Origin of the sequence: Paenibacillus massiliensis 2301065 = DSM 16942 (genome assembly GCF_000377505.1) — a bacterium.
GTDB lineage: Bacteria > Bacillota > Bacilli > Paenibacillales > Paenibacillaceae > Paenibacillus > Paenibacillus massiliensis.
In genome coordinates, this window is the sequence record NZ_KB898187.1 from 445,822 (window position 1) to 460,070 (window position 14,249).

Annotated in this window: 13 protein-coding genes; 3 read left to right on the forward strand and 10 right to left on the reverse strand. The window is 48.4% G+C overall.

The genetic code is table 11. From position 1 onward, the window contains the following. Positions 1–2: 2 nt before the first annotated feature. The 5 genes from D328_RS0108510 to D328_RS0108530 form a co-directional block, all read right to left on the reverse strand. Positions 3–1,610, reverse strand: a complete 1,608-nt coding sequence (locus D328_RS0108510) for a spore germination protein (protein WP_018884564.1) — start codon at positions 1,608–1,610, stop codon at positions 3–5. Positions 1,611–1,807: 197 nt separating this feature from the next. After that, positions 1,808–2,818, reverse strand: a complete 1,011-nt coding sequence (locus D328_RS0108515) for a Gfo/Idh/MocA family protein (protein WP_018884565.1) — start codon at positions 2,816–2,818, stop codon at positions 1,808–1,810. A gap of 2 nt (positions 2,819–2,820) precedes the next feature. Beyond that, positions 2,821–3,933 (reverse strand): Gfo/Idh/MocA family protein, encoded by a 1,113-nt coding sequence (locus D328_RS0108520; RefSeq protein WP_018884566.1) that lies wholly within the window; start codon positions 3,931–3,933, stop codon positions 2,821–2,823. Then, complete coding sequence (locus D328_RS0108525) at positions 3,930–4,712, reverse strand: sugar phosphate isomerase/epimerase family protein (RefSeq protein ID WP_018884567.1); 783 nt, start codon at positions 4,710–4,712, stop codon at positions 3,930–3,932. Before D328_RS0108525 ends, D328_RS0108520 begins: the two co-directional genes overlap by 4 nt. Positions 4,713–4,738: 26 nt before the next feature. Further along, the gene (locus D328_RS0108530) at positions 4,739–5,902 is read right to left on the reverse strand and encodes a Gfo/Idh/MocA family protein (RefSeq protein WP_018884568.1); all 1,164 of its coding nucleotides are present in this window, start codon (positions 5,900–5,902) and stop codon (positions 4,739–4,741) included. 169 nt (positions 5,903–6,071) lie between these two features. Between D328_RS0108530 and D328_RS0108535 the strand changes: the two genes are divergently transcribed. The 3 genes from D328_RS0108535 to D328_RS0108545 all read left to right on the forward strand — a co-directional run bounded on the left by D328_RS0108535 (position 6,072) and on the right by D328_RS0108545 (position 8,407). After that, the gene (locus D328_RS0108535; protein ID WP_018884569.1) at positions 6,072–6,899 is read left to right on the forward strand and encodes a helix-turn-helix transcriptional regulator; all 828 of its coding nucleotides are present in this window, start codon (positions 6,072–6,074) and stop codon (positions 6,897–6,899) included. 235 nt (positions 6,900–7,134) lie between these two features. Beyond that, positions 7,135–7,977, forward strand: coding sequence for an aldo/keto reductase (locus D328_RS0108540; protein ID WP_018884570.1), 843 nt, complete (start codon positions 7,135–7,137; stop codon positions 7,975–7,977). A gap of 127 nt (positions 7,978–8,104) precedes the next feature. After that, complete coding sequence (locus tag D328_RS0108545; RefSeq protein ID WP_018884571.1) at positions 8,105–8,407, forward strand: hypothetical protein; 303 nt, start codon at positions 8,105–8,107, stop codon at positions 8,405–8,407. Positions 8,408–8,416: 9 nt separating this feature from the next. On the opposite strand, the gene D328_RS0108550 is transcribed toward D328_RS0108545, so the two are convergent. From D328_RS0108550 to D328_RS0108570, 5 genes are all read right to left on the reverse strand, one after another. Beyond that, complete coding sequence (locus D328_RS0108550) at positions 8,417–9,514, reverse strand: GerAB/ArcD/ProY family transporter (RefSeq protein WP_018884572.1); 1,098 nt, start codon at positions 9,512–9,514, stop codon at positions 8,417–8,419. A gap of 18 nt (positions 9,515–9,532) precedes the next feature. Then, a complete protein-coding gene (locus D328_RS0108555) occupies positions 9,533–10,741 on the reverse strand; it encodes a Ger(x)C family spore germination protein (protein WP_233426168.1) in 1,209 nt (402 codons plus the stop codon). A 6-nt stretch (positions 10,742–10,747) separates the two neighbouring features. After that, the gene (locus D328_RS28635) at positions 10,748–12,259 is read right to left on the reverse strand and encodes a spore germination protein (protein ID WP_018884575.1); all 1,512 of its coding nucleotides are present in this window, start codon (positions 12,257–12,259) and stop codon (positions 10,748–10,750) included. Between the two features lie 345 nt (positions 12,260–12,604). Continuing rightward, complete coding sequence (locus tag D328_RS0108565; protein WP_018884576.1) at positions 12,605–13,237, reverse strand: hypothetical protein; 633 nt, start codon at positions 13,235–13,237, stop codon at positions 12,605–12,607. A gap of 233 nt (positions 13,238–13,470) precedes the next feature. Further along, on the reverse strand, positions 13,471–14,226 hold the full coding sequence (locus tag D328_RS0108570; protein WP_018884577.1) for an SDR family NAD(P)-dependent oxidoreductase: 756 nt from the start codon (positions 14,224–14,226) through the stop codon (positions 13,471–13,473). Positions 14,227–14,249 lie beyond the last annotated feature (23 nt).

Consider the following 14,249-nt stretch of genomic DNA (forward strand, 5'->3'; position numbering starts at 1 on the left):
TCCTAATTGTCTGAGTGATCATTCCGTTCATCACTTGTCAAAAGAGAATTTGGCTTCTGCTTGGGACCTTGCCTGATGCGATTGATATCACCGATCATGGCAGGCCTTGTTCGCATGCTCCACCAAGGAAAACGAAATACAAAATCCTTCATATTGCTACTCTTAAAGGGCGCCGCGGGTTGGAGATACGGAACACCAAATGTTTGAAGGGATGCCAAGTGAACTAAGATCGGTACTAACCCTGCTAATATGCCAAATAAACCTAGTGAGCCAGCAAGCAACATGAGTGCAAAACGCAACAGACGTACAGCAGCAGCCATATTGATGGCAGGCAGCACGAAGTTGGATATAGCCGTAAACGAGACCACGATGACCATGGCCGCAGAGACAAGACCTGCCTGAACAGCCGATTGTCCCAGTACTAAAGCTCCAACAATAGATATAGCTGGACCTATAGCCCTTGGCATACGCACACCTGCTTCTCGTATGACTTCAAAAGTCAGTTCCATTAGTAAAGCCTCCACTACTGCGGGCAAAGGGGTATTCTCCCGCTGAGCAGCAAGACTAATAAGCAGTGGTGTGGGTAACATCTCCTGCTGGAAGGTAGTTACTGCAATAAAAACAGAAGGTAGCAGGAGGGCAACAAAGAAAGAGGTGAAGCGAATGATGCGTAAAAAAGTAGCAATATCATATCTCTGATAGTAGTCCTCACTTGATATAAAAAATCCGAAAAAACTTACCGGAGCAAGAAGTACAAAAGGAGTACCGTCAACTATAATCGCTACTAGCCCCTCCAATAAACCACCAGCTACAGCGTCTGGGCGTTCGGTATTCATAATCGTAGGAAAAGGGGTAAATACTCCGTCCTGAATAAATTCTTCAATATATCCGCTCTCCAGGATACTATCTGTATTTATGGATTCCAGTCGCTTCTTTACTTCCTTAACTACATTCGGATCAGCAATACCCTTAATAAATGCTACAGACACTTTCGTTTGTGTATATTCTCCAATTGCTAAAGAATCGAATTGCAGCTCCGGAGTTCGAATTATTCTACGCAGAAGAGCCATGTTTGTGGAGATGTCCTCCGTAAATCCCTCCTTGGGGCCGCGTAGAACCGTTTGTGACGTTGGTTCTTCAATCGATCTTCGAGCTCCACCCGCAATCGCCGCAGTAAAGGCTGCGCTCTTATCATCAACAATAATAGCCGCATGGCCATCAAGGATCGCTTTCAGTAGCTTGTTTGTATCTGTAGACTGGAGACTTCCTACAGGAAGATGAGTACTCAGCCAGGTTACCGGGTCGAGTGCGTTACGAAGGCTAGTCTCTGTATTCGACAATACATCTAACATCTTGCTCAGTAATTGTTGATCTACAAGGCCTTCGATATAGATGATTGTCACTTTAGAAGTGTACGTTTCACTTGAGCTGGTTACTGTACGGAAAACGACGTCTGAACTTCCACCTATTTTTTTTTGAATCCAATCGACTATGCTATTTTGCTGAAAGTCAGACATATCTTCAGTGTTTGTGTTACTAGGATCGTGGTAATGGTCTCTGGGAATATTATTCATTGGCTTAAAGAATTTTTTGTGCTTTTTGAATTTCATAAAAGCCCTCTTTACTATATTTTCCTTAAGTTGTACGGCTTGATGCACTTTTATTCAAAGCGCACCATCAAAATAGAAAAGCCCTACTAGCGTTACCCAGCAGAGCATGATATTAATTGTGAATTTCGTATTAACTTCGAAAGAAGTACGAGATGATCTTGCTGGACTCTGGGTTGAATTTCTCTATTCAGCTGCCGTTACGAGGTTCTTCTATGAATCGAAGATTCATAGATCTCATGGATCAACTGTACAGCCTTCAGTCCTTCCAAGGCATCAATCGGGAAGGGCGTGCCAGACTTCAGGCACTGATAGTAGTGCTGAATCAAATGAACATGACTGATCCCCCAGTAGGATCGCCCTGTGAATCCATCGTATGCGGGCGGTTCGCAGAGCACCATCTCTTGCCCATCCTTCTGAAGGAATAACGAATGGCTTCGCTGGATCAGTCTCCCCTCCTCGAAGACGATCTCCAGCTCAAGTGGTGAATTCTCGATATATCCATTCGTAGCGTAGAATATGGCTGTGGCCCCATTGGCAAAGCGTATCCTCGCGTGCGCCGTATCCTCCACCTCAATGCAATGTCCCAGTGCGTCCGTCGTCACACTTCCATGAACGCTAGCGATCTTGCCACCGAACCATTGCAGCAGATCCAAGGTATGAATGGCCTGGTTCATCAGGACACCGCCACCTTCCGTTGCCCATTGCCCACGCCACGGACTCTGCGTATAATAAGCCTCTTCTCTGTACCAGGTCAGGACGGCCTTCATTCCCACAAGTCTTCCGAGCTCACCGGAGCTTGTCATCTCCTTGATGCGGATGGATGATTCATTATAGCGATTCTGGAAGCATACGCCGAGCTGTAATCCACTGGTTGAAGCGGCTTCAACCAGTAGCCTACCTTCCGCAAGCGTATGCGACATTGGCTTCTCGGTGAGCACATGCTTACCCGACTTCAGCATCATTAGCGCCATTGGAACGTGGAGATGATGCGGCGTACATAGATGTACGACCTGAATGTCTGATCTTTCGATCAACTGATGTATATCACCCAGTGCTTCACATCCATACTCCCTTCCTATTGAGTGAGCTCGCTCCAGATCAGTATCGACTACCACTCGGAGTTGAACGCCTTCCAATTCGGATAACGCCTGTGCATGAACCGTGCTGATATTGCCACAGCCGACAATGGCCGCTCCAATCTCCTTCATAGCTATCGCCTCACTTCACCATGATCTACCTGACCTCCAGCGGATACGAGATTCACTGCTTGAGCCTGAGCTTGAAGACATAGCTCCGCTGCCTTGAAGACATGGTGCTGTGTCATAGCACGCTCGGTTCGATGCAAGCAATCGAGAATCAGCTCTCCGAAGAAGGGATAACCCACCTTACCTCCCACGTCCAAGTAATGTTCTCCTTTTTGATCCACCCAGTAGACATGATCACCTTTCTCGGAGCGGGCAATATCTACATATTTTCGAAGCTCGATATATCCTTCCGTTCCCAGAATTGTACATCTGCCATCGCCCCATACGCTGAGTCCACTCGGAGTGAACCAGTCCACCCGAAAATAGTTTGTTGCTCCATTGTCGCCAACCAGCATGGCGTCCCCGAAATCCTCCAATTCCGGGTAGCTGGCATTTGCATAATTCCCCACATGACTACGAACCACGCTAGCATCCTTGCAGCCTGCATAATACAAAAATTGCTCGATCTGATGGCTACCAATATCGCAGAGAATGCCTCCATATTTGCTCTTCTCGAAGAACCATGCCGGTCGATTAGGCGCACTCAGACGATGGGGTCCTGTACCCATTACCTGAATGACACGTCCAATGGCTCCCTCTTGAATTAATTGACCTGCATATACAGCGCTTTCCACGTGCAAACGTTCGCTATAATACACCATGTATTTTCGTCCAGTTCGTTGAACCACTTGTCTGGCTGCCTCCAATTGCTCCAGTTCAGTGAATGGCGTCTTATCGGTAAAATAGTCCTTACCTGCATTCATCACCTGAATGCCCAGTGGCCCTCTCTCACAAGGTACAGCGGCGGCCGCTACCAGTCGGACGGTGGCATCATCCAATATATCTTCAGCGGATTGTGCAGCCTGTACACCCGGATATCGCGCTATGAATTCCTGCACCTTGACCGGGTCTGGATCGTACACCCATTTCAATGTTCCGCCTGCTTCAAGCAATCCATTACACATTCCATAGATATGTCCATGGTCCAATGCCATGGCTGCAAATACAAATTCTCCGGGCTGTACGACGGGCTTGGCTTCAAAGACTGGGGCATACATCATGCCATTGTTCGTATTCATGCTGTTATCTCCTCCTCGCACTCCCCAAGCAGATACTGCCAGCTGATCTCAATGCTCTCGAACGGATCGCGCTGACACTCGTCCTGTTCCACTACCACCCACTCGATGCCTGTTTCATTACAGGCCTTAATAATCGCAGGATAGTTCATGTTTCCTTCACCAATCTCCGCAAATAGCTGCTTCTCGGCTACGATCGTCATATCCTTGAAATGCACGACCTGCATCCGTCCAGCAGCCTTGCGAATCCATTCCACCGGGTCGCCCCCACCTGCCTGAATCCAGTACAAGTCCAATTCCAGACCGAACGAGGCGGGGTCCGTCTCATCAAGTATGATTTGCAGGCCAGCCTTCCCCTCGAAGCGCTCAAATTCAAAATGGTGATTGTGATACACAAATTGCAGACCGTAGTCATGCTTGAGCTTATTCGCAATGGACCCTGCTTTTGCAATGAAAGCTCGATAGCCCTCTGCCGAGCCCCGGAAAGCCTGAGGCATTCCCCCAAGACCTACGTACGAGCAATTCCACAGCTTATGCTGCTCAGCAACCGCTTCCAGGTTGTTCTCCAGCCGATCCCACGGAATATGAGTAGCGCATATGGACAGACCCACTTCATCGGCCAATTGCTTAACCATATGAGGTGGTATGGGACCAATACCAGATACCTGCACAGAACGGTATCCTATCTTGGCCACCTTGGAGAGCGTCTCCCTGAGTCCCTCCTCTGTCTGCGTGTAATTACGCAGCGTATATAGCTGAACAGCCAATTTTTCCGGTGTCATGGTATGTGTTCCTCCTTCAGTTCGTATTAGTGGGTTCCCGTCACGTCCAGCGCAATATCACCCGCGTTCTTCTTTACATATTTTGAATCAGCAATTTTGCGCTCCAGCAGCTCCAGGAACCGATCCTCATCCAGTGGAAGGTCGACCCAGTCATCCTCCCAAGCAGACAAATACATCGCATTGGACAAGGTAAGCCCATGAATACCCTCCTCACCGGGGGCCAGTAGCTGTTCGCCGTGCAGGATCGCATTTGTAAAATTACGTAGAATGCCCACATGCTGCTCCCCATGCCCGTCAGGAACAGGAATGTCGCAGGTCCAGCATTCTGGCGAGCCGAATCCACCAGTGTAGCTTGCATTCCATTCAGGCTCGGGGACGCGCAGTCGCCAGAAGGTAAGCTTCCCATCCTCCACGACGATTTTGCCACGTGTACCGTTCACCTCGAATCGGTTCGTACCGGGTGCCTCTCCAGTAGTCGTGACGAACAGCCCGGTAGCTCCATTGGCGTATTCCACATAGGCCGTCACATCATCCTCGACCTCAATATCGTGGTATTTGCCAAAATAACAGAATGCTCGGACTCTCGTCGGCATCAACCCTGTCGTCCACTGCCACAGGTCTAGCTGATGCGGGTCCTGATTCAATAAGACGCCTCCACCCTCTCCAGCCCAGGTCGCTCGCCAGCCACCTGAATCATAGTAGCTTTGAGAGCGGTACCAATTCGTGACAATCCAATTGGTACGGCGGACTTCTCCCAGCTCACCTGACGATATCAGCTCCTTCAGCTTCTGGTACAATGGATTGGTTCGCTGATTATACATAATACCGAACACCCGGTCCGAAGCCGCCGCCTTCTCATTCATCTGTCTGACCGCCTTGGTGTAGACACCTGCCGGCTTCTCGATCAGCACATGCAAGCCTGCCTCGAACGCCTGAATGGCATGGGTGGGATGGTCATAATGCGGTGTAGCGACAATCACTGCGTCAATCAGACCCGACTGGAGCATGGCCTCAGGCTGCTCATAGTGATGTATCCCTGCTGGCAGCTCTTTCTTAGCCCACTTCAGGCGCTCTGGGGATATATCACATACGGCGGCTAACTCGGCCCCCTCTATCTGATTCAACAGCTGAATGGCATGGGACTTCCCCATATTCCCGATGCCAATAATTCCGTAACGTACCTTCTCCATTCCGCTTGGATAACCTCCTTGGTTATGGTATGGATAGAGAATATAACGTTTTCATTGGAAGTAGAATACCTGAAACTAAGGCATATTTGTACAATACTAAGGTGTTCATGCCAATTGATTAGATTATAATAAAGACAACTATTACGGACACGAAGCAGGAGGATGCAGTATGTCTGAATCCCTATCCTTTAGCGAGAATCTGCTGGAGAATCTCAAGGTATCTATATCATTAGTTCATTCAAAGTCCCAATTTGCAGGCTGGAATCATACCGATGAGGTCCCTTCATTCTGTCGGCTATATTACATTGCAGATGGCGAAGGGTCTGTCATAGTGAATGGTGAGACCTATTATCCTAGGCCTAGACAGCTTATGATCATGCCGGCAGGCTCTGTTCAGACAGCCATTACCTCTCGTTTGCACCCCTATACACGCCATTTTTGTCATTTTGACGCCAAGATCGGGGAATGGCCTCTCTTTCCAGCCGATGTCGGCTTGATCCTTGTCGATGCAGCCGATCCTGAGGCAACACGAAGCCAATTTCTGGATATGGAGGAGCAGTTTCATCAAGGTGGTTATCTCGCTCCATTACGCCTCAAAGCAGCACTTCTTCATATTCTTGCCTACTGTATGGAGCAGTGCGAGTATGCTACAGAGCTTAATCGTTTCCTCTATCATGAGGAACGCCACAAGCTTGGAAGTGTGCTTCAGTATATTGAAGAGCATCTGGATCGCCAGATTGAGATTGACGCCCTGGCGGATATCATTCATCTACATCCGAATTACTTCATTCCCTATTTCAAAAGATTAATGGGCGTCACGCCTATGCATTATGTCCAGCAAAAGCGTATGGATAAGGCAAAAAGACTACTTTCGTTTACCGATCTGTCCATTTCGGAGACTGCTGAGCAGCTCGGTATGGATCTTCCCTATTTCTCGCGTACCTTCAAAAGAGCAACCGGCGTCAGTCCCAGTGCCTATCGAAGCGGTACAAAGTAATCGCCAGAAAGCTCTTGTCTCCCGTTCCAGTATCTATAGCACTACCGAGTATCTATAGCACTTTCAAGTACCTATGGCACTTTGGAGTACCTATATTACAAAAAAGTACGTTCTTCACAAAACGAATCCTTTGCAGCATAATGGCAATGGTCAACGAGTAAGGGCTGGTTGGAACACGGATGTGGTCCTTGGGATATTGGCATAAATACATGAATTGTGAGTGGAGGAAAAAGATATGGCAACTCATTTACAGGATACAACGGTATTGGCGAACGGGGTCAAGATGCCCTGGCTTGGACTTGGGGTATTCAAGGTCGAAGAAGGCCCCGAGCTGGTAAGCGCTGTGCGCGAAGCTATCACCCAAGGCTATCGCAGTGTGGATACGGCTGCGATCTATGCTAATGAAGAAGGTGTCGGTCTTGGTATTCGTGAAGGCCTAGAGGCGGCAGGCATAAAGCGCGAAGACCTGTTTGTCACCTCCAAGGTGTGGAATAGCGAGCTAGGCTATGAATCCACGCTGCAGGCCTATGATGAAAGTCTGCGTAAGTTAGGTCTGGAATACCTGGATCTATACCTCATACACTGGCCTGTTGAAGGAAAATTCAAAGAGGCCTGGCGAGCTCTGGAGACGCTGTACACAACAGGACGCGTCAAAGCCATTGGTGTCAGTAACTTTCAGATTCATCATCTGGAGGAGCTAATGAAGGATGCAGAGATCAAGCCCATGGTGAATCAGGTGGAATACCATCCTCGCCTTACACAGCTTGAGCTTAGAGCCTACTGTCAGAAGCATGGCATTCAGTTAGAGGCTTGGTCTCCTCTTATGCAAGGGCAATTGCTTGAGCACAAGGAGCTTCAGGAGATTGCTACGAGACATGGGAAGTCGGTTGCCCAGATCATTATCCGCTGGGATCTGCAGAATGGCGTAGTAACCATTCCGAAGTCCATCAAGGCACATCGCATTGCTGAAAATGCTAATGTGTTCGATTTTGAACTGTCCCCGCAGGATATGCAAATTATCAGCAGCTTGAATCAGGATTTGCGTGTTGGCCCCGACCCGGATAACTTTGATTTCTAATGATCTAGGAAGAAGTGATGGCATCTGTATGCTTTAGTCATACAGGTGTCTTTTTCAACCTATAAATTTGATGTAACGGTGAAATAATATGTTCATAACAAAAAGACTCATGGGGGATGCGTTAGACATGAAGAAGCTTGGGGTGTTTATGCTAGTTCTAATATTAACTCTGGGCACCAATCTCCTGCTGGATTTGCTCTATGGAGTACGACATCCGCTTGGCATTATGGCCAGCATTATTTTCACTCTTCGTCCAATAGAGATATCCATGTGGATATTCATACTGCTATGCTTCATCATCTCCTTATCAAGTAAGCGGTTAGGAAAGGCCATTCGTGGGGCTATAAGTGGTTATCTCAATCTGCTCAGAAAGCCTGGTGTAGCCCAATCCAGCAAGAGGCAACGCAAGCTTAAAGGTCGTCAGCCTTGATTGCCACGTTCAGGACTTCGTCTCCTCTTCCCTCCCTTTCATCCACGCCACTGCCAGCAATAGAAAAGGGATGGCGACCACAAATAACGGATAGACATTGACCAGAATAAACTCGCTCTCTTGGAGGTGCTCTTCCAGACTGGGAGCAATCAGAAGGGATGACAGGAGTACGATGATGCCGAATGGAAAGAGCAACTTCCGGTAGGGAATGCCGAATATATCCTCAGCCACGCGCAGAGCTGCATAGAATAACACCGTAACTTTGAAGAAAATGCCTATAATTACAGCCATAACACCTAGCACATCGACCCTGTCAATAAAAACAGACACTTCAATCCGGTTAATCATCGTCACAAAAGGATGGGTAGCCTGAACAAACAATTCCTTGCCCAGGCTGGCAACCATGAGTGCAGTCGCCTCAGTCAGCATGGCCCCTCCAATAATAACAGCTGTCAAAGAGACACTAACAGAGTTGTATTTCTTGGACATCGCTGGTAGCACCGTGGCAAAGCTGACCATCTCACCATAAGGAAATATCAACGCACTAGTGCCACCCGCGCCAAGAATCGGCAACCATCCTTTCGATGCAATGGGTAGCAGATTGTGTACATCAATAACACCCGAGAATGAGAGCAATAGCAGCATAGTAAGCATTAGGAGCATCGATACAACACCGTAAAGAAGTGCTATACGGCCTAGTACATGTACTCCCAAATGCAATACATACATAGCTACACCAATCAGCAAAAGTCCTATGATTAACAGGGGAGTAGAGTTCAACGTTCGAATCTGGATCAGAGAGATGCCATCCCGCAAATCTCTAGTGCTGTCATACAGGAAAAACAACAGATATAGGACCCCGACCGTCGTACCCATGATCTTGCCAAGCAATTGCTTGCTATATCCTGTCAGGTTCAAATCAGGAAATCTGCGATGAAGGCTGCTGTAACACAGCACCAGTATCATTCCTGCTACAGCACCTATGAACATCGCGATCCACGAATCTCTGCCTGCGTTCCGTGCGGGATTAACGACGAGAGCTGTGCCAAATTCGAAGTGCAGCATCAGCAAGAACATTTGTAGGGCATCCAGCTCATTTTTTTTCACAGTCTGGCCTCCATGGTGTTATCCCGACCGCTCGGAGAAAGGGCTCGATCGCGTCTGGGTATGCTTGATGACGGAAATGACCTTAACTTGTACCGTACTGTCGGCGAACTTCTTGTCCCAATCGTTAGATACACGCGACCAATACTTGGGATTCTTGCGCTCCAGAGCTTCCCCCAATCCAATCACATCCGTGTGAGAGTGCTGAGACGCCCTCACTGCGGACATTACCAGGTCATGTGTATCCTTGGTCCATTCATGCTGTATAGCTTCAATCACGTCTGTACCTGTTAGATCCAGGGGGCAGTTCACCTCCGAGAGCATCCCCGTCTGCTTAATTACAAAGGTAAAGACGGGTTCTCCGCCCTGGAAGGATACATTCAAGTCCGATTGGGCAAAGTCAGTCTCCACAATCATGGCATCCGGCTCCTTACCACACGTAAGGGAGGATACCCGGCTCTTGATCTTATTTCGTATAATGGACAACCCCATTGCCTCCTTCTCATCGAGCCATCTCACCAGCTTGTCGCGTCTGAATATACTGGCACCATGTATGAAGATCGTGACGTCAGGGATAATCTTGTCGACATTATCCTTCTTGGGAGCATTCTCCTGCTTGCCGGTTAATTCCACCCCAGCGATGACCGGCCCGCTTCCAGCCACATTCATCCTGCGAATGACATCATCAATATTCACCACGTAGGTTTCTCCATATACACGCTCTGAGTTCTCCAGCTTGCCTGTAATATCATTGGCCGGAATTCGGCCGATGGCTGTCATTGTAGACAGCACATTCTTAGCCTGTCCATTTCGCGCAATCAAGACTCGCATGGTTAGACGTGTCTCGGTATCTCGCTCCAGAAAATCCAACAGGTTGCCAATTCCTTCGCGTGCCAAGTCCTCACTGATCACGACTGCTCTTACATGAGATAGGGAGATCCGCCGAGGTACTTTCCGGGCAGCTTTACGTGTAGCTTCCATAATGGTATTTCCTGTCTCACGGTATTGAATGACCGGGGACGTGCCCCTCGCCTTGCTGCTGGCAATCTCATCTGCCACGATGATCTGGAAAGACACTTCATATCGCTGCTGCTCCGAGCGGTCGATACCGATTGCAGCCACAACCGCTCGTTCATTCAATTCTGTCGAATCCCAGCAAGCTGACAGCTGTGGAACGAGCACCAAGCACATCAACAGCGATAGTCCTCGTCTCCATTTCTTCCACACCATGAGCTGTCATTCCCCCCCTCCCGGACTACTGCCTCCACTCTCCTCTGGCATCCGCTTGTTATTTTTCGCGCTGAACATAACAGGCCTAGTCTTCATCATCCATGCGGGCAAGCGCAGTACCGTATCCTTATTGCTCCTCAGGCTAAATGGGCTAAACGGTGCCATGTATGGCACGCCAAAAGACTGCAAAGAGCACAAGTGAGCCGTCAAGACGATCAGTCCAAGTGTGACCCCATATAGACCGAATAAAGACGCCAGCACCATAAAAGCAAAACGGCATAATCTGCCTGCCGTAGCCATGTTATAAGCAGGGATGGCAAAGCTGGCAATACCCGTGATGGCGACTACAATCGTCAAAAGGGCCGTAACCACCCCGGCCTCGATAGCTGCTTGCCCAAGCACAAGAGCACCTACCACTGAGACCGTCTGGCCGACAACTCTGGGCATACGAACGCCAGCTTCACGCAGCACCTCCATAGTGAACTCCAGAATAAATGCCTCCACGATAGCCGGGAAAGGAACCGTCTCCCGCTGGGCCAGTATGCTGATTAACAGTGGAGTTGGAATCATTTCATAATGATAGGTCGTGAACGCAATATACAAGGATGGCCCCAGGATCAGGATAATGAAGCATATATAGCGCAGTATTCGCAGCAGTGTCGCACTGTCGTAGCGCTCCGCATAATCGGAGGCTGATTGAAAAAACTGAGCAAATACGATGGGCACAATGAGTACAAATGGCGAGCCATCTATCAGCAATATGATGCGGCCCTCCATTAGATTACCTGCTGCTGTATCAGGACGTTCTGAATTATACACCGTCGGAAACGGGGTCAAAGTCTTATCCTGAATGAACTCTTCAATCATGCCTGAGTCCAATATAGCATCCGTACGAATACCGTGAATCCGGCTTCGCACCTCATTAACAACCTCTTCTTCTGCAATATTTTTCATGTACATCATAGCTACATTGGTACCCGTGTAATTACCCACCTCGAACATCTCCAGAGTTAAATCCGAGTTCTTGATCCTTCTGCGCAGCAAGGCTACATTCGTGAACAGAGATTCTACAAATCCTTCCTTGGGTCCTCGGATATTCGATTGAGTAGTGGGCTCGCTGATGGACCGTTCAGTCCCGCCGGGAGTATTGCAACTGATGATTCGATTGCAGCCCTGCAAGAATATCAGCGTATCGCCTGATAGCAGTCCCGCCATCATCTGGCTCCACTTTCTATGAATCTGGATATTTCCCATCGTTAAGGCATGTTCCTGCAATTGCTGAAAGACCTGCTCGGCAGAATCCATATCTGCATCTCGCACTCGTTCAGACCACCCCATGACGGAGCCCAGCACTAGTTGATTCACCGTATCCAGGTTTACCATACTACTCAAATACACGAGAGCAGCTGGGCACGGATCGTCCATGCCGACAGTAAAACGACGGATAATGAAGTCAGGGCTGCCTGCAGTCAGCTTACGTATCTGCTCCAAATTCTCTTCAAGATGGGGACTGATCATGATAGGCTCATTCGTTCTAGATGAATCGGCTTTAGATGAAGGGGGATTCAAGTAGGCTACCTCGCTTTCCTACACAACTTCCATTGGATATAAATGGAGTATGTACAACTTCCTCTCATTTATTCGCGAACACAGCGTTGGGTCTGCTTTTTCTTGCTAATTACAGTTTTCACCCCTCTGCCTCCCACGGCAGCTTCCTTCCTTCAAAGAGTCCTAATGCAAAAAAACGCCTCTAGCCCCACTCGATGGTGGTGCCAGAAGCGTCTGGAATACTTCAATGATGCCAAGCTATGAATTAGAAATGTTGTACAGCCAACACATCACATGAAAGCACTTCATGACCGATCAGGAGCACTGTACAAAGAATATACCAGCGTCTCCGCCATCGTTCGAGAGGTGGGGATCGCGTGCAAGCAACAAATATCCTACAGAATCACTCAGGTAGAATATATCATTATAACCTTCGGGGTAATCGCCTCCATAGAGTTGAATACAAAACATGAATTGCTCAACCTGGAGACCCTCGTTCTGCAAATATCCCGGACTGCCACCTAGCTTCGAGCCTGTGAATGAGGCTTCTGCTTCATCCTCAATCCTATCCCCGAGTGAGATCGCTCGCGCAGGGACTGTAAATTCTGATTCATTACGTGGTTGTCCTATGGAGTGCGCAATCACCTTCGTAAATCCCATTTTGATCATATTCAGCTCTAGTGGGTCACCATGATACACGATATTATCAAGGAAATAGGTGTTTCTATTATATGTTGTAAACACAGATATAGCCGTTGCTTCAGGATAGGTGCAGCCAAACGTATCATTCAAAAAACGGGCTGGCAAATGCATCGCTAACGTCAGTTTCTCACCATCTGGATTTTCTGGCCACGAGATTTCCTCAGGTAAAAGGCTTACTCCACCTGTTCGGGGCTCATTGGCGTCTTGAGTAATATCTGTAAAAGCAATTTTTGTTGGTCCTGTCACGGTCCTCATCCTTCACTTTTGGTGTAGTTCATTTGGTGTGATCTATTTCTATCCAGGTTTTCAACTACGAAATTCTGATCTGAAAAAGAGGCCACTCGAACCGAGCAGCCTCTCTTACAACATTCTTGAACCATCTTCATTCTAAAGCCATCTTATACACATTCATGTCATCATCGCTCAGGCTCCGTCCCTCTCAACCTTACCGGAGCAGCAATGAGTTCATGGAATTCCCTTTACTGCGCCGTAACGCCTCCATCAATGGAGTAGACAGAACCGTTAATGTACGGGGCCTCATCCCCCAGCAGAAATGCAACCAGATTCGCAATCTCTTCAGGCTTGCCAAGTCTTCCCGATGGAATGCTGTCTAGTGTAGCCTGGAACACTTCCGGGTTATCCTTGCCGAATTGGACTACCATCGGCGTCTCGATCGTCCCCGGTGCGATTGCATTAACCCGAATATTGTCTTTACCATACTCAATAGCTGCTGTTCTCGTTGCGCCGATGACGCCATGCTTGGTCGCCGCATAGGGAGCAACGGATTGCACACCCACGACACCTGCTGTAGACGCCGTATTGACAATAGAGCCTCCACCTGTCTTGAGCATTTCCGTAATGACATATTTCAGACCGTACAATACACTTCTCAAGTTAATATCAATAATCTGGTCGAACTGCTCAATGCTATGATCCGCCAGCTTGAGCCCAGGACCAGAAATACCTGCATTGTTGAAGAACATGTCCACTCGGCCAAAGGCCTCTACCGTTGTCTTCACATAATTCTCCACTTCATCTGCTTTGCTAACATCCGCCTTGACGAAGATCGCTTTGCCGCCTGCGGCTTCAATCTGCTGCACCGTCTCCTGACCGGCTTGCTCCACCAGGTCAACTACAGAGATCAAGGCCCCTTTCTCCGCCAGCTTCAAGGCGGTAGCACGTCCCAGACCGCTTCCCGCTCCTGTGATGATTGCTACTTTTCCAGTATGACTCATGTTCTCTCCTCCTAGGATGCATT